Genomic DNA, 23,621 nt, shown 5'->3' on the forward strand with positions numbered 1-23,621 from the left:
AGAGAAGTGAGATTATGCAGTGTTTCGTTTGCTTCGTCAACTTCTCTTTTTTGCTACGCCGCGTTTTCCGCGGCTTCCCGCTACACCCGTCAACTACTTGATTTCGTTGTCGTTTTCGCGAGGGACCGAACTATAACAAATGCCTCGCCTGCCTGGCAAGGCCTTTCGTGCGGCAGTGCCGCAATCGCGGCGACGCTCTTCAGCAAGACATACTATGATTGCCAACTCATCAACACATCAACTCTGCAATGCCTACCTGCCCTGCCCGTCTTAAACTCGTTCCGGCACTGCTGGCCTCTCTATCAACAACGGCATTTGCTCAAGCGCCGGAGGTGCCACAGACGCCGGTATCGGTGGTCGTCGTGACCGGCAGCCGCGCAGAACAGGCGAGCTTCGACCTTCCCGCTGCGATCGACGTGGTGGATGCGGCGCGCATTCGCGATACCCAGCCGCGCGTCAATTTGTCCGAGGCACTCGTCGCCATTCCAGGCGTGGTCGTACAGAACCGCCAGAACTACGCCCAGGATTTGCAGATTTCCTCGCGCGGCTTCGGCGCCCGTTCCGCCTTCGGCGTACGCGGTGTACGTCTGATTACCGATGGCATTCCAGCAACCATGCCGGACGGCCAGGGCCAGGCCGCCACCTTCAACCTGGACATGGCGGAACGCATCGAGGTATTGCGCGGCCCCTTCTCTGCGCTATATGGCAACCATTCCGGCGGCGTGGTGCAATTGTTCACCCGCGACGGCAAGGGTCCACCGGAAGTGGAATTCAGCGCTGTCGCAGGCAGCGACGGCATGCACAAATATGACCTGAATGCCTCGGGTCAAGCCGGCCAGATCGGCTACGTGCTCGACGGCTCGCGCTTCGAGACCGATGGCTACCGCGCCCACAGCGCAGCCACGCGCGAGCAAGGCTATGCCAAGCTGACTGTGCCAATCTCGAAGGACGGCAAACTGACGGTCGTCGCCAACTCGCTCCACCAGCGCGATACGCAGGATCCGCTTGGCATTACCTGGGCGACTTTCCAGCGCGATCCGCGCGCCGGCGAAATCGACACGAGCGATACCCAATCGCCGCAGCGCACCTTTGCCGATCGCTACGATACGCGCAAGAGCATCGATCACCAGCAAGCCGGCCTGCAGTGGCAGCAGAACTTCGGCGCCAACCGGCTGCAGCTGACCGTGTATGGCGGCAATCGCGAAGTCATCCAGTACCAGTCCTTCTCGCGCGCCTTCCAGGCGCCGGCCACCCATTCTGGCGGCGTGGTCGACTTCGACCGCGACTTCCATGGCGTCGACCTCAACTGGCGCGACGTCCGTACGCTGGCCGGCGGCACCCTGCGCACGACAATCGGCCTGGAATACGCCAGCTCGAAAGACGCGCGCCAGGGCTACGAAAACTTTGTCGGCGACCAGTTCGGCGTACGCGGCCGCCTGCGCCGCGACGAACAGAACGACCTGTCCAGCCTCGACCCGTACGTGCAAACCGAATGGGAAGGCGGCCGGTGGGTACTGACTGCCGGGCTGCGCCGCACCTCGCTGGACGTGGATGTGACCGATGACTTCGTCAGCAATGGCAACGACAGCGGCGGCGTCGACTACAGCGGCACCGCCCCCGTGCTTGGCGCCCTGTACAAGCTGACGCCGAGCCTGAACCTGTATGCCAGCGCCGCCCGCGGTTTCGAAACGCCTACCCTGAACGAACTGTTCTATTCAGGCACTGGCGGCGGCTTCAACTTCGGCCTGCGGCCGAGCCGCAGCACCAACCTCGAGGCCGGTGTGAAGACCATGCTCGGCGCCGATTCCCGTCTCGACCTCGCCCTGTTCCAGGTCCGCACCGACGGCGAACTGACGGTCGACGCCTCGAGCGGCGGACGCACCAGCTACCGGAATGCCGGCGAGACCCTGCGCCGCGGCGTCGAACTCTCTTTCGATACGCGTTTCGGCCCCGGCCTGAATGCGCGCGTTGCCGCCAACGTACTGCGCGCCACCTACGAGGACGGTTTCGGCACCATCCCGGCCGGCAACCGCCTGCCCGGCGTACCGCGCGCCAGCCTGTACGGCGAACTCGGCTGGACCGCCAGCGACGGCAAGCTGGGCGCCGCACTGGAAACGCTCGCCACCGGCAAGGTAAATCCGGACGACGCCAACACCGCTACACCGGCGCCGGGCTATGGCATCGTCAACGCACGCGTGCAGGCGCGCCAGGAAATCGGCCAGTGGCGCTTCAAGCAGTTTGCGCGCCTGAACAACTTGTTCGACCGCGACTACATCGGCTCGGTGATCGTCGGCGACAGCAACCGCCGCTTCTACGAACCGGCGCCCGGCCGTAACTGGGTGCTCGGCATCAGCGCGCAGTACCAGTTCCGCTGACGGTCTCCGGCTGTGCCGCAACCCCGGGCTGCACCTCGGTGCCGGGCAGCGCCAAGCCGGGATACAGCCTGGCCAGGGTGGCATTCGTCACCCGCGTCACCACGCCATGCACACTCTCCAGCGCTGCCTCGGTATGTGGGGCGGCGCGCACGGTACGCCACAAGGCAGGCAGATCGCCTCCCTGTGTCCTTAACGCTTCCTCGACTTCCGCCTGCCAGAAGGCCGGCGCCTCGCTTGCCACGTAATTGCCGCGCCCACGGCCGAAGTGGGCCACCGCTAGGTAGCGCAGCACGGCGCCCACCAGCAGCGTTTGCAAAAAGGCGTCGGCGAACTGCACCGCCGCCTCGTTGCGGTCGGACCGCTGGTTGAAGCCCCAGGCGGCGCCGGCAGCCGTGAGTCCACCGACGATCGCGCCCAGCAGCGCCCCGCCGCCCAGCGTGAGCCCGCCCGCCATCAGGTCGGCCGACAGCCCGGTCGCCGCTCCCGACACGACCGCGCCGAGCAGCCCGGCCTGGGCCTTGTCGATCGGCGCGCGTACCGCGAAGTTCTCGCGCACGCGGGCGTTGATCGCCTCCGCCTCGCCCGGGTCGACCTTGTGCAGCACCAGCATGCGCATCGTCGTCTTGTTGATCTCCCCGTTCAGGCGCTCGACCAGCGCCGCCATGGCCGCTTCCTGCCGCTTCTGCTCGTCCTTGCCCAGCCCGACGGCCTTGAGCGCGCTGCGCACCATGCCGCGTCCTTCTTCCGGCACGGCTTCGCTGTCGCGCACCGCGCTGGCGACCTGCTCGGCCGTCATGCGCAGCGCGCTGGCGTAGCGCTGGCGGTTGCCGGCTTCCCATGCGGCGCGCAGGCGAGCATAGCCAGCTTGCTTGTCCGGCTCGACCAGCGGCGCCACCGCTTCGTAGAACACATGCTCGTGCACCCAGCAACGTGCAAACGCGTCCAGCGCCAGCACTTCGCGTACCACCGGGAAGCGTGCCAGGTGCTGCTTCCACTCCTGCCCTTCCGCGGTTTCCTGCGTGCCCGGGCGGGGCGGCCCCATCTGGTTGAGCAGCACGACCACCGGCTTGCCCAGCCATTCGAGGATGTTCATCTCTGCTGGTAGATAGCCGGCGTCACCCGGAGGTTCCGCTGAATTGACGAGGTAAAGCACGATATCCGCCTCATCCTTGGCCGCGCGCAAAGCCTGTTGACTCAGCCAGAACGGACGGTCGCGGTAGCGGTCAAACACTTCACGCAAGAACCAGCCGATCGGGTTGCCCGCCATGGCCAGGCGCTTGAGCAGGCGTACCGAATCGCCAAAACCGGGGGTGTCCCATAGCAGCAAGGTGTCACCGGCCGGGCTGGTCAGCAGTGGATGGGCTTCCGCAAAGGTGGTCACGTGGGCGGCATCGCGCACTTCGCCCACGTCCACGCCGGTCATGGTGCGGGCCAGCGTGGTCTTGCCGTTATTCGTATGCGATACCAGCGCAAACTGGATCTTGACGGGCGCCTCGTTCATCGCAGCTCCGGCAGGGCCAGGCCAGCGCCGAGTTCGATCGGGTGGCGCTCGGGTTGCAGGAGGTTCACCACCGTGGCGGCGGTGCCGTGGAAGCTGCAGAACTGGCGCCACAGGGCAATGCGTTCGGCAATGCGCGCCTCGGCGCCAGCCTGGCCGGCAGCGCGCTCGAGCATGCCGGATTCGTCCAGCAGCACGGCCACGCCGCGCTTGCTGTTGCGGCCGAGGTAATCGAGGAAGGCGCCATGGTTTTCCTTTTCCGGGGTGGCGGCCAGGTTGAACAGGGCGGCGGTCACGGTCACGCCAGCTTCATCGAAGCGCGCATCCTGCAATGCCGCCTGCAGTGCTTCCTTCGGCTCTTCGCCGTAGGGCACGGTCGGACGCAGCAGCACGCGCGCCTGGGCGCCCAGCGCCATGGCGGCCACGGTCCACAAGCCGCGGTCGCGGGCTTCGTCGAGCGTGAAGCTGTAGGGCAGCACGCGCAGCACGGCCGGGGTGCCGGCGCCGATGCTGTCGGCCAGCTTGCGGAAGTAGGGGTGTTCGAGATCGAGCGGGAAGCGCCGCGCCAGGCGGCCTGCGCGCAGCCCGGCTATGCCAGCCAGCACCAGGCGCGGCAGGATCACCAGCAACAGGATGGTGGCGCCGTACAGGTGCACCCAGCGTTCGCCCGCGCCGGCGCCGTTCGCCAGGGCGTTGCCAACCGCGCCGGGTACAGCGCCTGGGGCGGCCATGCCGGCGCCGGCAGCCGCAACGGCGCCCATGCCCGCATCGGCATTGAAACGCAGCGCTTCGATGTCGGCCAGGGTGAACCCTTCGAGGAAGGGAAACACGGTCAGGGCCGGCGTGAACAGCCAGGACAACAGGGTGTGCACCTGGGAGGCGTCGAGAAAGGTACTCTCCCATCCGGCAGCATATTGGGTCAACAGGCCGCGCGCGTACAGCGAGATGACGGCGCCGAGCGCGAAGGCGGCGGCCGACAGGTGGACCGTGCGCGACAGGCGCAGGCGGGTCAGCGGTTCGCTCAGCTGGGCCCACTCGGCCATGAAATTGCCCACGCCCGTGGCCAGCGCGGCCGGCAGTTTGCGCGGCGGCGCCACCTTGCCCACGCTCAGGCGGCGCAGCAGCCCCTGGCCGGCCCAGCCTGTCTTGCGGCCGCCTCGCAGGCCGGCAACCAGCGCCCACACCAGCAGCACGGCATACACCAGCAGGTTCCAGCCAACGATGAACAGCAGCGGCGCCGACAGCAAATCCACGCGGTGCGGATCGGCAATGCGGTCCAGCAGCGCGCCGGCGAACAACGCCAGCAGCGGCAGCGCTGCCCAGAAACCAGGCAGGCCGAAGGCGCGCTTCTGGAAGGCGGCAAAAGCCGGCGTGCGCTCGGCCAGGCGCTTCAGGATCTGCTCCGAGCGCTGCTGCAGGAAATGCGCTTGCGTTACCGCGCTCTTGCTGTCGGATGCCTGCCAGGCCGCCAGTTCGCGCGCGCTGCGGCTGGCGTACTTGCGGTCGTCCTCGCTCAGCACCGTGTGTCCGGCGTCGGCGGTCTCGATGGCGCGTACCAGTACGACGCGCCTTGCTACCTGTTCGTTCATGCGTCTCCCGTTTTATTGGATTGGCAACATCATATGGGTATTGTGCCGCAGATTGGCGACAGGCCCCACACGGGCCGTGCCAACACACCCTGCGCGAGGCCGTCTATTGCGTTGTTCCGCAAAAAACCTGATAGTTTGCATAGCTGGTTTTTTGCGCATGACCGCCGATACTCGTCGATGTTCCCGCTCTTCGGCCTGTTCCTGACGCCGGTCTGTCATGCGCGCTATGCCCGCTCCTTCCATTCGTCGCCGGCATAAACTGGCGGGACAATTTGTACGTACAAGGTGTATGCTGTAGCCGAGTTGGGGTGTGTAGAACGTATAAGAACAGTCCATAAAGTAGCGGCAGCCGCGCCGGCGCGTGGCGTCAGCTACGGACCCAGGAGACAACATGTCGAGGTTTGCCGTTGAACACGTCAAGCGCGTCCGTTCGGTCGTCCAGGACCGGATCGGTAACGACCATTTGGGCACCGCGAACCGGATCACCCGGTCCTGGATCCGATGTCTCAACGATTACCAGCTCGACCCGGGCACCTGCGCCGAGCCCGAAGTCGTCGCCTCCATCGAACTGCAGGAACGCCAGGCGCGCCTGGCCGACGTCCAGGCGGTCGCCAAGGTCGAAATGGCGAACCTCTACCAGCAGCTGGCCGGTTCCGGCTACGCCATCATGCTCACCGACCGCGAAGGCGTGCTGCTCAACTATTTCGGCGACCCCGCCTTTACCCATGCCGCCTCCAAGACCGGGCTGGCCCAGGGCGCCGTCTGGAGCGAGCGCGTGCAGGGCACCAACGGCATGGGCACCTGCCTGGTCGAGCGGCGCCCGATCACCGTGCACCGCGACGAACACTACCTGTCGCGCAATATCGGCCTGAGCTGCGCCGCCGCCCCGATCTTCGACCACGAGGGCGAGCTGGTCGGCGTACTCGACGCTTCCGGCGAATCGCGCCTGGCCCAGCAGCACACGCTGGCCCTGGTCTGCATGTCGGTGCAGATGATCGAGAACCGGGTCTTCCTGCACCAGTTCCGCCACGACTACATCCTGCGCTTCCATAACCGGCCCGAATTCGTCGGCACCCTGCACGAAGGCGCGATCGCCCTGAGCGCGGAAGGCAAGGTACTGGCGGCCAGCCGCGGCGCCCTGTTCCAGCTCGGCTTCAGCAGCCCGGCCGAGATCGCCGGCCGCGACATCGGCGAACTCTTCAACGTCACCTTCCCCGGCCTGGTCGACAACAGCATTCGGCGCGCCTTCCACCCAGTGCCGATCTTCGAGGTGCGCAACAGCGCGCGCTTCTTCGCCGTGGTCTACCAGCCGGTGGCCGGGAATGGCGTGCGCCGTGCGCCGCGCAGCCTGCAGCACACCAATGCCGCCATCCAGGAAGCACCATGCGCGCTCGACACCGTGCAGTTCGGCGACCCGGTGCTGGCCGGCCATGTGGCCACGGCCCGCCGCATTGCCGAACGCAACGTGTCCACCGTACTGCTGGGCGAGACCGGCACCGGCAAGGAAGTATTCGCGCGCGCCATGCACTTGTCCGGCCCGCGCGCGGCCAAGCCTTTCGTGGCCATCAATTGCGCATCGATTCCCGAATCCCTGATCGAAAGCGAACTGTTCGGCTACCGCTCCGGCGCCTTTACCGGCGCCAGCAAGGATGGCCAGCGCGGCAAGCTGCTGCAGGCGAATGGCGGCACCCTCTTCCTCGACGAGATCGGCGACATGCCCTTCACCCTGCAGGCGCGGCTCCTGCGCGTGCTCGAGGAGCGCGAGGTGGTGCCGCTCGGTGGCGAAGCGCCCGTCAAGCTCGACATCCGCCTGATCAGCGCCACCCACTGCGACCTGACGAAGAAAATCGCCGCCGGCGAATTCCGCGAAGACCTGTATTACCGGTTGCAAGGCGTCACGCTGCGCTTGCCGCCCTTGCGCGAACGCGCCGACCGCCGCGCCCTGATCGCCCACCTGGTTGCCCAGGAAAGCGACGACGGCAGCGTGGTGGAACTCGACGAAGCCCTGCTGGCCGCGCTCGACCGGCTGCGCTGGCCCGGCAACGTGCGCCAGCTGCGCCACCTGCTGCGCAGCATGATCGCGCTGCGCGAATCGGACAGCCTCGGCCTGCGCGACCTGCCGCCGGAATACCGGCTCGACCTCGACGATGCCGCGCCGGCGCTCGCCGTGGCGCCGGCATCCGGCCCCACGGCGCCCCTGGCACTGCCGGGCGATGCACCGGACCCGGCCCTGACGGCGCTCGAAAGCGCGGAACGCGAGGTGCTGCTGCAGGCGCTGGAGCGCCATGGATGGAACATGAGCGGCGTTGCGCGCGAACTCAACATCAGCCGCAACACCCTGTACCGCAAGCTGCAGCGCCTGAACATCCAGCATCCGGACAAGGCGCTGTTTCACTGACGCCGGGCCGCATGCAGGGCTGCCGGGCTTGTTGCCTGAATGATTGCCTGGCTTGCTGTCTGGCTTATTGCCTGCATTACCGCCCCTTCGCTGCCGCACTGCCTGCTCGTTTCACCTGCTCATGGAGAAAGCATGACCAAGCCATCCATCCGCCGCATCGCGCCAGCCGTGCTGGCCTGCCTTGCGGCCTGCGCTGTCGCCCTGCCCGCACCGCTCCTCGCCGCCCCGTTTGCCTACGTGCCGAACGAAGGCAGCGGCACGATCTCCGTGATCGACACCGCGAACGACCAGGTGGTCGGCGAAATGCCGGGCGGGACCAAGCCGCGCGGCCTGGCCGTTGGCGCCGACGGGCGCCGGCTGTATGTCAGCGACCAGCCGAACAACCGCCTGCAGGTGCTCGACCTGGCCACGCGCAAGCTCGGCACCGCGGTGGCCTTGGGCGAGTCGCCCGAAGGCGTGTCGATCTCGCCCGACGGCCGCTGGGTGGTGGCGGCGATCGAAGGCAAGAACGAAATCGCGGTCACCGATACCCGCAGCGGGAAGCTGGCGTTTGCGATTCCCGTGCACGGCAAGAACCCCGAACACGCGGTATTCAGCCCGAACGGGCGCCTGCTGTTCGTCAGCGCCGAGGAAGGCGACGCCGTCGACATCATCGATTTTGCCAGCCGCAAGCAGGTGGCCCAGGTGGCTGTCGGCGCGCGGCCGCGCGGCATCGGCTTCCTGCCCGACAGCAGCCGGGCCTATGTCGCCACCGAGAACGCGAACGAGGTCTTCGTCATCGACACGACGGGCTACGCGATTGTCGCGCGCATCAAGGCTGGGCTGCGCGCCAACGGTATCGCCGTGCACCCGGGTGGAGGCCAGGTCTATGTGTCGAACGGCGGCGACGCCAACGTGTCGGTGATCGATACCGCCAGCAACCGGGTCGTGGCCACGATTCCGGTCGGCCAGCGCCCCTGGAACATGGCGCTCACGCCGGACGGCAAGAAGCTGTATGTGGCGAACGGACGCAGCAACAATGTCTCGGTGATCGACACTGCCAGCCGCACCAAGTTGCGCGACATCCCGGTCGGCAAGCTGCCCTGGGGCGTGGTAATCAAATAAGTATTTTGCAGGCCTGGCTGGCGCTGGTCTTCAGGGCTGGCCGAAGCTGTCGACATCGACGCACACGGCGCGCCGCCGCGTAGCGGGAAGCCCTGATGCCTGCAGCGCGCCCGGTCCTTTCAGGAGGTCGATCACCAGCCCGGCCGGATTGCAGCCGAGCGAGGCATGCAGCCCGGCATACGCGGCCGTGAGGCGCGGATTCACGTCCAGCACCACGGTCCCGCGCGCACTGCGGATGAAATCCACGCCGACATACCCCCAGAGTGTGGGCAAGGCGGCTGCTACCTGCTGCGCCAGGTTGGCCAGTGTCCCGTCCGCGTCAAGCAGGCCGTTCACGGTACTGCCGAGGAAGTGAAAACGGTTGTCGCGCACGGCGACGCGCTCGCGGTTGCAGGACAAGAGCCAGGCCTTGCCGTCGCAGCAAAGCAGGGACAGGCTGCCCAGCTCGCCGGCAACGAAGGGCTGCAGCACGTAATCCTGTGCGGCATGGGCGCGGACGTGGGCGAGCGCCGCCGCACGGTCGCTGAACAGGCGCGTGTCGAGGCAGCCGGCGCCGTCGTCCGGCTTGACCACCCAGGCGCCTGGTCCGTCCGGCAGGCTCGCATGCGGGCTGTAGGTCGGCACCGCCGGCACGCCCGCCTCCAGCAAGGCACGCGCCATCTCGCGCTTGCTGGACGCCACGCGCACGGCGCCGGGCGCGCTGCCCAGCAGCACCCGCTTGCCGCGCAGGATGTCGCGCGACACGCCTTCCAGCAAGCCCTCGCTCTCCAGTGCCAGCGGCCAGACGGCATCGGCAGCCTGCACGCAGTCGGCGAAGCGTTCGCCAAAGGCCTGGTCGCCCGGCAGCGCAGCGGCAGGCCAACCGGCATCGCCGGCACTTGGCATGGTGTGCAATTCGACTTCGGGCACGGCGCCCAGGTCGGCCAGCAAGGCCTGGAGCAGCATGCCGCCCTGTTGCGCCAGCGCGCAGGGCACCACGCGGGCGCCCGGACCACCGGCGATGGCGTAGTCGAATGCGAGCACTTTCAAGCGCGCCATGGCGTCCTCCGGTGGTGACGTGCCTGCATTCCCAGGCTTAGCGCTTCTGGTCGGTAACCCTGACCAGGGTCAGTGTTTCTTCAATCGATGGCGGGTCGCTTGCCTTCTCCGGGCGCTTGGCCACCCGGCCGTCGGCCAGCGCCCCCGGCTGCACGCCCGCCTGCACACCCTTTGCCGCGTCCGCTGTCGCGTTGATGGTCCGGCCCGGGCCGCTCGTTCCCAGGGTGGTCGCTATCTGGTAAACGCCGCCCGGAACCGCATCGCTCAGGATGAAGGTATAGGTCTTGTGCACGTAAGCCTCGAAGCGCGCATGCAGCGGGTCGTCCAGGTAAGGCTGGATGCGCACGGCCTGCCCGTCGTAGGACTTGCCCTGGAAACTGATGGTCTGCTTGCTCACCTGCGCCGTGTTGGCCAGCGCCATGCGGATGCGCTTGCGGAAATAGGTGGTGGAGCCGCCGGTCAGGCGTTTCATCTCGGCGATGTCATGTTCGAGAAAGCCAAGCAGGACCGGATTGCCGTGGGCATCGTCGATGTCCGGCAGCTCGCGCTTGCGTTCTCCGGAAAGAAAGCGCAGGCGCGCATGCATGTGCCCGTCTTCCTTCGTCAGATCGAGCTCCACCGTGTCGGTGAAGCCCGCTTCGACGTTGCTGACCTTGCGAAAATCGTAGAACAGCGCCGACGGCGCCCTGGTCCTGGCCAGGTGGTTGGTCTCGAACAGCAGGACCTCGGCCGGCGACACCGGCTGGGCATAGGCAGTGCCGGCGCCCAGGGCCACGAGCAAGGCCATGAACAGCACGGGCGCCACGCGCAAGGCCCAGGCCCATGCGGCATGCAGCGGCCCTGCGCTCCTGCCGCGCTGTTGCTGGATGCGGATCATGGTGTCCTCAAGGTGGAGAAGACTTGGGAGGCGGCAGTGCCGCCAGCGGCACGCCGTATTCTTCGAGGATTGCCTGGATCTTGCCCTGGTTGGTGTCGATCAGGCGGTCGATCAGCTGGCGGAAATCCTTGTCGGCATGGCGCACGCCCATGGCGATTTCGAAGTCGAACTTCATGCCCGGGCGCGACTGCAGCGGGATGGCGACGATGTTCGCGCCGCGCGCCTTCTTGGCGAAGTAGCCGGCGATCGGGCCCCAGGCAAAGGCAACGTCGATCTTGCCGCTGGCGAGGTCCTTCTCAACGATTTCTCCGGGATACTGCTCGGCGTCGCCGGTCTGGCTCTGGTACCAGTTTACCTGCTCCATCAGGCCGTTCTGCAGCAGCCACTCGGTGACCGGGGAGCCGGCAAACGCGCCGATGCGCAGCTTCTTGCGCTGCCCGGCGTCGAGCGCCAGCAGGTCGTCGAGGTTGCGCACCTTGTCCAGGCCGTGCCCCTGTACATAGGCCATGGCATAGCTGGAGCGGTAGTAGGAATGGGTGTTGGCGGCCAGGTCGAAGCCCTTGGCGACCCCGGTGACGAGGTCGCACTTGAAGCGCTCGGAATGCTCTTCCTTGGCGCGCAGGGTATTCCGGATAAAGCCCATGCGCTGCGGGAACCAGGTGTGCTCCAGCTTCCAGCCCAGCTGCTGGGCGAACAGCGCCGCGATCCTGTTCTCGAAGCCTTCCCCGGCCCGGTTCGACAGCGGCAGGTTGTTCGGGTCCTGGCAGACCCGCAGCACCTTGTCCGCGCCCGGCGCATCGGCCGCGCCGGATTGCGCCGCGGCCGGGGCCGACCATCCGGCCAGCCCCGCCAGCAATCCGGCCAGCACAGCGAGGAAGCGCCAGCTCCTCATTTGCCGATCTCCTGCAGCCGGCCCGGCTCGATGGCGCCGTCGGAACGCCCTTTCAGGTAGGCGTAGAGGCTGTCGATGTTCTCGGTCACCATCTTGCTGCCGTCGAAGTTCGGCATGCCTTTTTCGATGCGGCCCTTCAGCACCACGACCTTGAACTGGTCCTTGCTCAAGACCTTCAGGCTGTCGACCAGCGAGGGCCCGACCATGCCTTCCTGGGCGGCGCCGTGGCAGCGTTCGCAGGCCATGGCGCGCCAGGTCTTCCAGCCGCTCAGGGTCTGGGCGTCGACCTTGTTGCCTTCGGCGACTTTATACGGCGGCGTATCGGCGGCCAGCACGGCGCCGGGTGCGGCGGCTGCAATGGCGGCGATGGCGCCCAGGGTCCAGCACAGGGCTGCGCTGCGCGCCCCTTTCATCAATGATTTCATCTCGGTTCCTGGCAAAGCGTGGGCGCGGCGGCCGGCATCCTGCGCCGGCCGCCGTGTCCGGTGTTCATCGAAGTGCGCGGCAGCGTTGCAGCCGCCGCGCGGCACGGCGTGGTGTGCGGCTAGCGGTCTAGCGGTCAGGCAGCGCGAACACCGTCAGCACGCCGCCCAGCTCGGTGTACTTGGCCAGGTCCTTGTAGCCGCCCACCGCACCCAGGCCTTCGGTGCCCTTGGTCAGGCCAGCCGCCAGGCCGATCCCGGCCCAGCCGCCGATGCCCGACAGGACGCCGATGTACTGCTTGCCCTTGTACTCCCAGGTATGGACGTTGCCGATGATGCCCGAGGGGGTCTTGAACTTCCACAGCTCCTTGCCGTTATGGTCGACCGCCTTGATGTGGCCTTCCAGGGTGCCGTAGAACACCACGTCGCCGGCGGTGGACAGCGCCCCGCTCCACACCGAGAATTTCTCGGGCTTGGACCAGACGATCTTGCCGGTGCTGGCATCCCAGGCGATGAAATTGCCCAGGCCGCCATGGCTGTTCGGCGCCGCATACATCGACAGCGTCGAGCCGACATACGGCTGGCCGGCCGTGTACTCGATCTGGAAAGGCTCGTAGTCCATGCAAACATGGTTGGTCGGCACGTAGAACAGGCCGGTCTTGCGCGAATACGTGGCCGGCTGCTGGTCTTTGGTGCCGAGCGCTGACGGGCAGATGCCCTTCGAATTGAAGTCGGGCCCGTTCTTGTCGGTACTGTACTTGGCCACCACTTGCGGACGGCCGCTCTTCATGTCGACGTGGGTCGCCCAGTTGACCTTTGGATCGAACTTTTCGGCCACCAGCAGTTCGCCGCTCACGCGGTCGAGGGTGTAGGCGAAGCCGTTGCGGTCGAAGTGCACCAGGGCCTTGCGCGCCTGGCCCTTGACCTTCATGTCGACCAGGATCATTTCGTTGACGCCGTCATAGTCCCACTCGTCGTGCGGCGTCATCTGGTAGACCCATTTGGCCTGCCCGGTGTCGAGGTCGCGTGCGAAGATGGTCATCGACCATTTGTTGTCGCCGGGACGCTGGCGCGGGTTCCAGGTGCTCGGGTTGCCGGTGCCGTAATAGACCAGGTTCAGCGCCGGGTCGTAGCTGTACCAGCCCCAGGTGGTGCCGCCGCCCAGCTTCCACTGGTCGCCCTGCCAGCTTTTCAGCGAGGAATCCGGGCCGATCGGCGCCATCTTGCCGTCGGTCCAGGTCATGGTTTTCGCGGGGTCGACCATGAGCTCGTTGTCGGGGCCGGTGCTGTAGGCTTTCCACACCACCTTGCCGGTGTTGATGTCGTGCGCGGTAACCCGGCCGCGCACGCCGAATTCGCCGCCGCTGATACCGGTCAGGACCTTGTCCTTGAACACGTGCGGGGTATTCGTGGTGGTTTCGCCGATCTTCGGATCGCCGACTTTGACTTTCCACAGCTCGGCGCCGGTCTTGGCATCCAGCGCCACCAGGGTGGTGTCGGCCTGCTGCAGGAAGATCTTGCCGTTGGCATAGGCCACGCCGCGGTTGACGGTGTCGCAGCACATCACCGGGATCACGGTCGGGTCCTGCTTCGGCTCGTATTTCCAGCGGATGGCCTGGTCTTCCAGCGCGATCGCGAACACCTTGTTCGGGAAGGGGCTGTGGATGTACATGGTGTCGCCAATGACCAGCGGCCCGCCTTCGTGGCCGCGCAGCACGCCGGTGGAGAAGGTCCAGGCCACCTGCAGGTCCTTGGCGTTCTTGCTGTTGATTTGCTTGAGTTCGCTGTACCGGTGGTTGGCGAAATTACCGGATTGCATCGCCCAGTTTTTCGGGTCCTTGGTCAATTGCTCCACATCGGAATTGGCGGCCAGCGCCGGTCCGGCAAGCAGCGCCAGGCACGGCAACCAGCGGATGAGTCTTGTTGGGAATGACATGGTAAGTCTCCTATGGTTTTTATCGGCGGCCGTTTCCTTTGGCCTGCAAACCGCGACTTGGGGATGCCCCTTCTATTCCACAGCACAGAGCGTGCCAACCTTGCTGCCTTCCGCTCCGGCTGCTGTTGCCGTCTACTTTGTTCAGATTCGTGACAGTCCCTGCAGGCACTGTGCCACCGCGCTGTGTCATCCGTGACGCAGCATCGATGCTCGGTTCAACGCTGCGGCACGTAGCAGGCCTTGTCAGCGCTGGCCTGCAAGGCCTTGTACTTGCCTGCCATCTCTTTCACCGGCACGGGATCGCGGAACAGCGCACCGCGCTCGCCGGCCATGGTCTGGTTGCGCAGTGCCGTCGACATTGTCACGTACTCGTCATAGGACATCTGCTTGGCGATGTGGTCGATGACACAGGAGCACTTGTAGAGATACTCATACTTGCCGTCATGCTTTTGCATGCACTCAAGCACGTACTCGACACGGCCGCTGGTGGGATAGTCGTGGACTTGCGCAGCGGGGGGCGCCGCCAGGCTTGCTGCGGATGCGGCGGACAACAGCAGCAGGATGGATCGCTTCATTCGGGTCTCCGGTGAACGTGCACGCCGGCGCAGGTACGGTGCGCCGGCGTGCGTCGCGCATTGCTCATGACATTGCTTGTTACCGTGCTGATTGCATTGCTTGTTGCCTGACTGCTTGCGCCTGCTCGTCCTAGGCGTCCTTCAGCACGCCGCGCTGTTTGGCGACATGGGTCGAGATCGCATCCATCAGCGGCGGCGACAGGGCGTCGTAAGGCGGCAGGCCGATCTCGTTCAGGCGCGCCCGTACCGCGCCCATGTTTTCCGGACGGGCGCCGGACTCGATGATCGAGGAGACGAAGGCGGCGAATTCCGGCGGCGACCAGCCCTTCTCCTTCGACAGCTCGGTATGCACGAAGTCGAGTCCATAGAAAGCGTGGCCGGTGTTCTCGATGCGCCCGTACATGTGCACGCCGCAATCGCGGCAGGCGTGGCGCTGGATGGTGGCGCTTTCGTCGACTACCTGCAGCTTGTCTTCGTTGGCCGTCACTTTCACTTTGTCCTTGCCGACCACGGCCACCTGCGAGAACAGCGAGCCGTCCGGCTTCCAGCACTTGGTGCAGCCGCATACGTGGTTGTGCGCAACCTGGCTGGTCAACTCGACCGTGACCGGATTGCTGGTGCACAGGCAGGTCAGGGTACCGCCGGCAAAGCCGGGCGCGGCTGGGGGGATGCCGTTGTCGACGGCGGGATGGATCTTGACTGCGGTGTTCATGTCCGTGTCGCTCATGATTGCGTCTCCATGGTTGATTGCTCCCTCAATACAGCACCACCGAGCGGATCGACTGCCCGCTCTTCATCAGCTCGAAACCTTCGTTGATGCGTTCGAGCGGCAAGGTGTGGGTGATCAGATCGTCGATGTTGATCTTGCCGTCCATGTACCAGTCGACGATCTTCGGCACGTCGGTACGTCCGCGCGCACCGCCAAAGGCCGAACCCTTCCACTCGCGCCCGGTCACCAGCTGGAACGGGCGGGTACTGATCTCCTGCCCGGCCGCGGCGACGCCGATGATGAAGGACTGGCCCCAGCCTTTATGGGTGCATTCGAGCGCCTGGCGCATCACGGTGGTGTTGCCGATGCACTCGAAGGAAAAGTCGGCGCCGCCGTCCGTCAACTGCACGATGTGGTCGACGATGTTGCCGACTTCGGTCGGGTTGATGAAATGGGTCATGCCGAACTTGCGTGCGATCTCGACCCGGGCCGGGTTCAGGTCGACGCCGATGATCTTGTCGGCCCCGACCATGCGCGCGCCCTGGATCACGTTCAGGCCGATGCCGCCCAGCCCGAACACGACCACATTCGCGCCGGCCTGCACCTTGGCCGAGAACACCACCGCGCCGACGCCGGTGGTGACGCCGCAGCCGATGTAGCAGGCCTTGTCGAAGGGCGCGTCTTCACGGATTTTCGCGAGCGCGATTTCCGGCACCACGATGTAGTTGGAAAAGGTCGAGGTGCCCATGTAGTGGAACAATTTCTGGCCGTCGATGGAAAAGCGCGAGGTCGCATCCGGCATCAGGCCGCGCCCCTGGGTCGAGCGGATCGCCTGGCACAGGTTGGTCTTGCGCGACAGGCAGAACTTGCACTGCCGGCATTCCGGCGTGTACAGGGGGATCACGTGGTCGTCGCGCTTGACCGAGGTGACGCCGGGCCCGGTTTCCAACACGATGCCGGCGCCCTCGTGCCCGAGGATGGCCGGGAAGATGCCTTCCGGGTCGGCGCCGGACAAGGTGTAGTAATCGGTATGGCAAATGCCGGTGGCCTTGATCTCGACCAGGACCTCGCCGGCGCGCGGCCCTTCCAGGTCGACCTCGGCAATGGAGAGCGGTTCTCCCGCTTTCCAGGCAATGGCTGCTTTTGTCTTCATGATTTCCTTGGTATCGTGTCGTTATGCAGATGCCCCTGTGGCGGGGGCAGGCAGTTGCGCCAGTTCCGCGTCGCTGAACAGGCGCGAGCGCGTGAGGAAGCGTTGCCCGGTGCCGTTATCGAGCGAGAACATGCCGCCGTTGCCGGCGACCACGTCGATGATCAGCTGGGTGTGCTCCCAGTAGGCGAACTGTTCGGCGCCCATGTAGAAAGGGGCATCGTTCAGTTCGCCCAGGCGCACATCGGTGTCGCTGATGCTGAACTCGCCAAGCGGGTAGCACATTGGCGCGCTGCCGTCGCAGCAGCCGCCGGACTGGAAGAACATCAGCGGGCCATGGCGCTGGCGCAATTGGCGGATCAAGTCGAGGGCGGCGGCGGTGGCGACCACGCGCGCGGGCACGCCGCCGTCTTTCTCATCGGCGCTGCCATCCGCGTTGCTGTCCACACTGCTGTCCACGCCGCTGTTCATGCTGTCTGCGCTGTCCATGGCCGCCTCGTTCCGCTCAGAAGAAGCCCAGTGCTTTCGGGCTATAGCTGACCAACAGGTTTTTCGTCTGCTGGTAATGGTCGAGCATCATCTTGTGGTTTTCGCGGCCGATGCCCGACTGCTTGTAGCCCCCAAAGGCGGCATGCGCCGGATACAGGTGGTAGCAGTTGGTCCACACGCGCCCGGCCTGGATCGCGCGGCCGACGCGGAAGGCGCGGCTGCCGTCGCGCGTCCACAGCCCGGCGCCGAGGCCATACAGGGTGTCGTTGGCAATCGCCAGCGCCTCGGCTTCGTCGCGGAAAGTGGTCACCGCCACCACCGGGCCGAAGATCTCTTCCTGGAAGATGCGCATCTTGTTGTGGCCCTTGAACACGGTGGGCTTAACGAAATAGCCTTCCTTCATGTCGCCCTGCAGGGTGTTGCGTTCGCCGCCGGCCAGCACTTCGGCGCCTTCCTGCTTGCCGATGTCGAGGTAAGACAGGATCTTTTCCAGCTGCTCCTGCGAGGCCTGGGCGCCGAGCATGGTGGACGCGTCCAGCGGATTGCCCTGCTTGATGGCGGCCACGCGCGCGAGGGCGCGGTCGATGAATTTTTCGTAGATCGATTCCTGGATCAGCACGCGCGAAGGACAGGTGCAGACTTCGCCCTGGTTCAGCGCGAACATGGCAAAGCCTTCCAGGCATTTGTCGAAGAAATCGTCGTCGGCATCCATCACGTCTTCGAAGAAGATGTTCGGCGACTTGCCGCCCAGTTCGAGGGTGACCGGGATCAGGTTCTGCGCGGCGTAGCCCATGATCAGGCGGCCGGTGGTGGTTTCGCCGGTGAACGCGATCTTGGCGATGCGCTTGTTCGAGGCCAGCGGCTTGCCCGCTTCCAGGCCGAAGCCGTTGACGACATTCAGCACGCCCGGCGGCAGCAGGTCGGCGATCAGCTCGACCAGCACCATGATCGAGGCCGGCGTTTGTTCAGCCGGTTTCAGCACCACGCAATTGCCTGCGGCCAGGGCCGGCGCCAGCTTCCACACGGCCATCAGGATCGGGAAGTTCCAGGGAATGATCTGGCCGACCACGCCCAGCGGCTCATGGAAGTGATAGGCATAGGTTTCGTGGTCGATCTGGGCCACCGAGCCTTCCTGGGCGCGGATGCAGCCGGCGAAGTAACGGAAGTGGTCGATCGCCAGCGGGATGTCGGCGGCAGTGGATTCGCGGATCGGCTTGCCGTTGTCGATGGTCTCGGCGGTGGCCAGGGTCGCCAGGTTCTGTTCCATGCGGTCGGCGATGCGGTTCAGGATGGCCGCGCGCTCGGCCTGCGAAGTCTTGCCCCAGGCATCTTTCGCAGCATGGGCGGCGTCGAGCGCGAGTTCGATGTCCTCGGGACCGGAACGCGCCACCTCACAGAAGGGCTGGCCGGTGATCGGCGTCAGGTTGGGGAAGTACTCGCCCTTCACCGGCGCCACGAACTTCCCGCCGATGTAGTTGTCGTAACGCTGCTTGAAAGGGTTGGCAACGCCAAGTTTGCTGATGTCCGCGAGATTCATGTCGTCCTCTTTCTGATGTTGTATGGGTCCCCGGCTGGATCGGTGCCGAGTGCGCCGTCCAGAACTGAAACAGTGCCGCGCCGCCTGTCCTAATCTGGAACAGGTGCTGCGCCGTTTGCAGGGTTCCATCCTCGGCAGGCAGCAGGTGGCGTGTGCAGAGTCCAGGCTATGCAAGGGCCGTGCCATTCAGGTCTTCGTCTGGCCTGGTGTGCTCTGGCAGAGTTATTGCTTCGTCAATCGCAAACAATATCGGAGACATGCATGGTCCAGCTTCCCCTGCGGCGCAAGCCGCTTGCCCTCCTGTATGCAGGCAGTGCCGTGCTCGTTGGCGGCATGGGCGCGCCTGCGCTGGCCGCCGGGCCGGAGCCGGATGCGGCGCCGGTACCGGTGGTGGTGGTCACCGGCAGCCGCATCGAACACGACAGCTACGACTTTCCGGCGGCAATCGACGTGGTCGACGCCGCACGCATTGGCAATGCCCAGTTGCGCGTGAATGCCTCGGAGGCGCTGGCGGCAGTACCGGGCCTGGTGGTGCTGAACCGCCAGAACTATGCGCAGGACTTGCAGATTTCCTCGCGCGGCTTTGGGGCCCGTTCCGCCTTCGGCGTGCGCGGCGTGCGCCTGATTGCCGACGGCATCCCGGCCTCGATGCCGGATGGCCAGGGCCAGGCGGCTACCTTCAACCTCGACATGGCCGAACGCATCGAAGTATTGCGCGGGCCATTTTCCGCCCTGTACGGCAATCACTCCGGCGGTGTGGTGCAGCTGTTCACCCGCGATGGCCAGGGCCGGCCGACGGTCGAGACCACGGTGTCGGGCGGCAGCGACGGCACGCGCAAGATCGACATCAATTCCCAGGGTGAAGTAGGCAAGGTCGGCTACGTGATCGATGTCTCGCGCTTCGATACCGATGGCTACCGCGACCACAGCGCGGCGCGCCGCGACCAGGGCTTTGCCAAGCTCAGCATGCGGCCGGGAGCGGACAGCCGCCTGACCATCACCGCCAGCAGCCTGGATCAGGACGATACGCAAGATCCGCTGGGGGTGACCTGGGCCACTTTCCGGCGCGACCCGCGCGCCGGCGAAATCGACACGACCGACACCCAGCTACCGAACCGCACCCTGGCCGAGCGCTACAACACGCGCAAGAGCATCGACCACCAGCAGGGCGGCGCCGCCTTCGAGCAGCGTTTCGGCGAAGACCGGCTGCGCGTCATGGCCTATGTCGGCAAGCGGCAAGTGATCCAGTACCAGGCGTTTTCGCGCGGCTTCCAGGCGCCGCCTACCCACTCCGGCGGCGTGGTCGATTTCGACCGTGACTTTTATGGCCTGGAGGTCCAGTGGATAGCGGTGCACCAGTTCGCTGGCGGCAAGCTCAGCACCACGGCCGGCATCGAATACGGCCGTTCGGTCGACGACCGCCAGGGCTACGAGAATTTTGTCGGCACCCAATTCGGCCTCAGGGGCGCCTTGCGGCGCAACGAGAAGGACACCCTCTCGAACCTCGACCCTTACCTGCAGACCGAATGGGCCGGCGGCCCCTGGGTACTGACGGCAGGCCTGCGCCGCAGCAGCCTGAAGGTGGACGTGGAGGACCGCTTCCTGGCCAATGGCAACGACAGCGGATCGAGCGACTACAGCCGCATCACGCCGGTGCTGGGGGCGCTGTACAAGGTGTCGGATCAGTTGAATGTGTATGCCAGCGCGGCGCGCGGTTTCGAGACGCCGACCCTGAACGAACTGTTCTATTCGAACAGCGGCGGCGGGTTCAACTTCAACCTGGCACCGGCGCGCAGCAAGCACCTGGAGCTGGGCGCCAAGGCGCAACTCGGCGAGGACACGCGTATCAATGCGGCCCTGTTCCAGGCGCGCACCGAGGACGAGATGGTGGTGGACACGGCCGGCGGTGGACGCACCAGTTACCGCAATGCCAGTTCGACCCTGCGCCGTGGCGCCGAGGTATCCCTGGAGTCGTCGCTCGGGGCCGGCTTCAGCGCCCGTGCCGCGGTAACCCTGCTGCGGGCGACCTACGAGACGGGATTCGGCAGCGTCAGCGCCGGCAAGCGCTTGCCTGGCGTGCCGCGTGCGAATGCCTTTGCCGAGCTGGCCTGGACCGAACCGGGCGGCCGCCTGGGTGCGGCAATCGAGACACTGGCATCGGGCAAGATCTATGCGGAAGACACGAACCTGGAAACGGCCGCGCCGGGCTATGCGGTGGTGAATGCACGCATCCAGGCGCGCCAGTCGGTCGATCGCTGGCGCTTCAAGCAATTCCTGCGGGTGAACAATATCTTCGACCGCAATTATGTCGGCTCGGTGATTGTTGGCGATACCAACCGGCGCTATTACGAGGCGGCGCCGGGACGCCAGTGGATGGCGGGCGTCAGCGCCGAATACACTTTCTGAGACGGGTTGCTGGCCGGGCCTGCCGGCCAGCGTGTTCAGAAGGTATAGCGCAGGCCGGCAATGAAAGTGCGTGGTGCGCCGGGTGCGACGAAGCGGGCATGCTCGGCGTCGACTTCGCCCTCGTGCGGCCTGAGCTGCCGGCCGTTCGGGAACAGGTCGGGCGCCACGGCGCCAAAAGTTTCGTAGCGGCGGTCGAAGACATTGCTCACGCGTGCAAAGAATTCCCAGTTCGCTGCCGGCCGATAGCTGGCGCGCAGGTTCACCAGGGCATGGCCGCGTACCCGCCAGTCGGCGCGTTCCGCATCCTCGCCGGGTTCCGGGTCTTCGATGTAGCCATCCTCGTTGCCTTGCGTGACCAGGCTGCTGGATGCCTGCAGGTCGGCGCCGAAGCTCAGCTGCGGGCTGGCTGTCCAGTCGAGTGCCAGCTTGCCGCTGTGGCGCGGCAGGCCGGCCAGGCGCATGCCCCGCTCGACTTCGACATTGCGCGCGCCGGTGAACAGTTCGCCGTCGGCGTCGTACACGGCTTTCAGATAGCTGTAGGCAAAGCGCAGATTCAAGGGTCCGAACTGCCGGGCGACGGTGGCGTCCAGGCCCTGGTGTCGGGTACGCTCGAAGTTGGCGAAGTAGCCCTGGCGCGAAGGCGAGCTGAGGAAAAGGATGTCGTCGCGGTTGACGGTGCGGTGCAGGGACACCGAGTACTGGCCGCCGGACAGGCGGCCCCGCACGCCGGCTTCGACTGTGCGCGCAATCACTTGTTTCAAGTAAGGGTCGGCTTGCAGTCCGACCGGCAGGCGGCAAGGATTTTCCGGGTCGGCACAGCCGAGCTCGATGACAGTCGGTACGCGGTTGCCTTGCGCGACGTTGGCAAATACCATGGCGCCGTCGCCCAGCTGGTGGGTGATGCCGAGCGATGGATTGAGGCGGGTATAGGTGAAACTTTCCCGTGGCTGGACGCCGCGTTCGTTGGTCAGGGTATTGCTCACGCGTGCGCGGTTGAAGCGTGCGCTGGCGGTCACCTGGGTGCCGGCATTGACCGCCCAGCTGCCGGCGGCATACACGCCAAGTGCGCGGGCACTGCCGACGACCGAGGACGATGGTTCGCGCTCTTCGTCGGGGTCGCCGATGACTTCGCGGGCATCGGTCACGAAGGCTTCCTGTTCGTACTGGGCGTACTCGGCCTCGCTGTGGTCGAAGCTGAAGCCGGCGTCCAGCCGCCAGGGACCGCGCCGCGTACTGAAGGCAGCGCTGATGCCGCGGCTTTCCTGGCGTGTGCTGGTCGTGTTCAGCACGCCGGGATGCAGGGCGGCGCCTTCGGCCTGGGTGAAACCGCATTCGTCCGGCTCGAGCGGGGCGCCGCTGGCATCGAAGCCGTCTTCGCAGTCTTCCACGTAGTCGTCGTACTCTTCGCTGACGTCGCCGTTGACGGTGTCGCGGCGGCTGTTGCGGGCGTAAGCGGTGGCGCTCAATTCGCTGTCCGGGCCGAAGCGGTGGACCAGGTTCAGCGTGCCCTGCAGCAGGCGATTGCGGGTGGTGTCGGGATAGGTGTAGACGGCATGCCGGTTGTCCTCGTACAAGGGATCGGGCAGCAGGCCATTCCCGAGCAGGCGGCTGCGTCCGCCCAGCAGGGTTGCCGACCAGTCGGTGGCGCCCTGGGAACGGCCGACTTTCACCAGCACGTTGCCGAGGTGGCCGGACGAGTGGTCGCGCCAGCCATCATCGTCGAACCAGGTGCCGCCGATAAAGCTGTGCCAGCCGCCCTCGCCCTGCCAGCCGTAGGCCAGGTCGGCGCGGCGCCGGCCTTCGTCCGTGAGCGAGAATTCGAATTCGCCGCCGGGATGGGTCATGCCGGACTTGGTGGTAAAGGCGAGCGCGCCACCCAGGGTGTTCAGGCCATACAAAGGGTTGGCGCCGGGGACCAACAACAGGCTGCCGATCGCGGATTCAGGCAGCATGTCCCAGTTGATGACGTCGCCAAAGGCTTCGTTCACGCGTACGCCGTCCAGGTAGACCGAGATGCCCTGTGAGCTGCCGAGCACGGGCGAGGCACGGAAGCCGCGGAAGGTCAGGTCGTTCTGGAAGGGGCTGCCGGAGGTTTCGTTGATGTTCACGCCGGTGAGGTTGCGCGACATGAATTCGGACAGGTTCTCGCCGCCGGATTTACGGATGGCTTTCTCGGTGGCGAGCTGTACCGGATATGGCAACAGGTCGCGCTCGATGCCCAGGCCGGGCAAGGGTGCGAGGCCGACGACCTCGACGACCGGGATGGCGGCCTCTGGTTTGTCCGGCCGTTCGGGCTCGGCTGCGGCACAGGGCGCAAAGACAGCCGCCGCAATCAGGCAACAGACGTGTTCGTGCCCGTGCACTGGAGGACGAAAAACAAAGGCTTGCCGGATGGCTGCGCGAAGCTGCATGAGGTGTCCCGTCGTGAGCAACTGATCAGTCTCTCACCAGCAAGGGACGTGCCATGGATCGTACGGGGGAGCGGCCGCTTCGGTTGTCCTAAAACGGAACAGGTTCGGAAAGGAAGTGTGTCACGCTGCCTGAACAGGTTTGTAGGGTGGGTTCTTGAACCCACCGGTTTTTGTGTTGATGGCATAGCGGTGGGGACGAGTCCCCACCCTACTTT

The 23,621-nt window shown here is 65.8% G+C and carries 17 protein-coding genes; 4 read left to right on the plus strand and 13 right to left on the minus strand.

Going from position 1 to position 23,621, the window contains the following annotated elements; translation table 11 throughout:
* Window positions 1-332: 332 nt before the first annotated feature.
* Window positions 333-2,375 carry a TonB-dependent receptor family protein gene (locus QPK31_RS25490; RefSeq protein WP_374045841.1) on the plus strand — a complete coding sequence of 681 codons (2,043 nt, stop codon included), beginning with the start codon at window positions 333-335 and terminating at the stop codon, window positions 2,373-2,375.
* Here the strand turns inward: QPK31_RS25490 and QPK31_RS25495 are convergent.
* Window positions 2,350-3,876: a DUF3482 domain-containing protein gene (locus tag QPK31_RS25495; RefSeq protein WP_290425702.1), complete on the minus strand. Its 1,527-nt coding sequence runs from the start codon at window positions 3,874-3,876 to the stop codon at window positions 2,350-2,352. The genes QPK31_RS25490 and QPK31_RS25495 overlap by 26 nt on opposite strands.
* Window positions 3,873-5,462, minus strand: a complete 1,590-nt coding sequence (locus QPK31_RS25500) for a DUF2868 domain-containing protein (protein ID WP_290425703.1) — start codon at window positions 5,460-5,462, stop codon at window positions 3,873-3,875. Before QPK31_RS25500 ends, QPK31_RS25495 begins: the two co-directional genes overlap by 4 nt.
* Window positions 5,463-5,853: 391 nt before the next feature.
* Between QPK31_RS25500 and QPK31_RS25505 the strand changes: the two genes are divergently transcribed.
* Together QPK31_RS25505 and QPK31_RS25510 are read left to right on the plus strand one after the other, a co-directional pair.
* Window positions 5,854-7,860 carry a sigma-54-dependent Fis family transcriptional regulator gene (locus tag QPK31_RS25505; protein ID WP_290425704.1) on the plus strand — a complete coding sequence of 669 codons (2,007 nt, stop codon included), beginning with the start codon at window positions 5,854-5,856 and terminating at the stop codon, window positions 7,858-7,860.
* A 132-nt stretch (window positions 7,861-7,992) separates the two neighbouring features.
* Window positions 7,993-8,964 (plus strand): beta-propeller fold lactonase family protein, encoded by a 972-nt coding sequence (locus QPK31_RS25510; protein WP_290425705.1) that lies wholly within the window; start codon window positions 7,993-7,995, stop codon window positions 8,962-8,964.
* Window positions 8,965-8,994: 30 nt separating this feature from the next.
* Here the strand turns inward: QPK31_RS25510 and QPK31_RS25515 are convergent, their stop codons facing one another.
* The 10 genes from QPK31_RS25515 to adh all read right to left on the minus strand — a co-directional run bounded on the left by QPK31_RS25515 (window position 8,995) and on the right by adh (window position 18,589).
* Window positions 8,995-10,002: an ATP-grasp domain-containing protein gene (locus QPK31_RS25515; protein WP_290425706.1), complete on the minus strand. Its 1,008-nt coding sequence runs from the start codon at window positions 10,000-10,002 to the stop codon at window positions 8,995-8,997.
* Between the two features lie 37 nt (window positions 10,003-10,039).
* Window positions 10,040-10,879 carry a hypothetical protein gene (locus QPK31_RS25520; protein WP_290425707.1) on the minus strand — a complete coding sequence of 280 codons (840 nt, stop codon included), beginning with the start codon at window positions 10,877-10,879 and terminating at the stop codon, window positions 10,040-10,042.
* A 7-nt stretch (window positions 10,880-10,886) separates the two neighbouring features.
* On the minus strand, window positions 10,887-11,771 hold the full coding sequence (locus QPK31_RS25525; protein ID WP_290425708.1) for a quinoprotein dehydrogenase-associated putative ABC transporter substrate-binding protein: 885 nt from the start codon (window positions 11,769-11,771) through the stop codon (window positions 10,887-10,889).
* On the minus strand, window positions 11,768-12,196 hold the full coding sequence (locus tag QPK31_RS25530; RefSeq protein ID WP_290425709.1) for a cytochrome c: 429 nt from the start codon (window positions 12,194-12,196) through the stop codon (window positions 11,768-11,770). Before QPK31_RS25530 ends, QPK31_RS25525 begins: the two co-directional genes overlap by 4 nt.
* Window positions 12,197-12,323: 127 nt before the next feature.
* Window positions 12,324-14,129, minus strand: a complete 1,806-nt coding sequence (locus QPK31_RS25535) for a methanol/ethanol family PQQ-dependent dehydrogenase (RefSeq protein WP_290425710.1) — start codon at window positions 14,127-14,129, stop codon at window positions 12,324-12,326.
* 215 nt (window positions 14,130-14,344) lie between these two features.
* Entirely contained in the window at window positions 14,345-14,704 is a 360-nt protein-coding gene (locus QPK31_RS25540) for a hypothetical protein (protein ID WP_290425711.1), read from the minus strand.
* Window positions 14,705-14,834: 130 nt separating this feature from the next.
* On the minus strand, window positions 14,835-15,431 hold the full coding sequence (gene gfa, locus QPK31_RS25545; RefSeq protein WP_290425712.1) for an S-(hydroxymethyl)glutathione synthase: 597 nt from the start codon (window positions 15,429-15,431) through the stop codon (window positions 14,835-14,837).
* 28 nt (window positions 15,432-15,459) lie between these two features.
* The gene (locus tag QPK31_RS25550; RefSeq protein ID WP_290425713.1) at window positions 15,460-16,566 is read right to left on the minus strand and encodes an S-(hydroxymethyl)glutathione dehydrogenase/class III alcohol dehydrogenase; all 1,107 of its coding nucleotides are present in this window, start codon (window positions 16,564-16,566) and stop codon (window positions 15,460-15,462) included.
* A gap of 21 nt (window positions 16,567-16,587) precedes the next feature.
* Window positions 16,588-17,052, minus strand: coding sequence for a DUF779 domain-containing protein (locus QPK31_RS25555; protein WP_290425714.1), 465 nt, complete (start codon window positions 17,050-17,052; stop codon window positions 16,588-16,590).
* A 16-nt stretch (window positions 17,053-17,068) separates the two neighbouring features.
* Entirely contained in the window at window positions 17,069-18,589 is a 1,521-nt protein-coding gene (gene adh, locus QPK31_RS25560) for an aldehyde dehydrogenase (RefSeq protein ID WP_290425715.1), read from the minus strand.
* Window positions 18,590-18,850: 261 nt separating this feature from the next.
* Between adh and QPK31_RS25565 the strand changes: the two genes are divergently transcribed.
* Window positions 18,851-20,995, plus strand: a complete 2,145-nt coding sequence (locus QPK31_RS25565) for a TonB-dependent receptor family protein (RefSeq protein ID WP_374045842.1) — start codon at window positions 18,851-18,853, stop codon at window positions 20,993-20,995.
* Between the two features lie 35 nt (window positions 20,996-21,030).
* On the opposite strand, the gene QPK31_RS25570 is transcribed toward QPK31_RS25565, so the two are convergent.
* Window positions 21,031-23,406 (minus strand): TonB-dependent receptor, encoded by a 2,376-nt coding sequence (locus tag QPK31_RS25570; RefSeq protein WP_290425716.1) that lies wholly within the window; start codon window positions 23,404-23,406, stop codon window positions 21,031-21,033.
* Between the last annotated feature and the right edge of the window lie 215 nt (window positions 23,407-23,621).

It is taken from the genome of Massilia sp. YIM B02769, from assembly GCF_030411995.1.
In the GTDB taxonomy this organism is placed as follows: domain Bacteria; phylum Pseudomonadota; class Gammaproteobacteria; order Burkholderiales; family Burkholderiaceae_D; genus Telluria.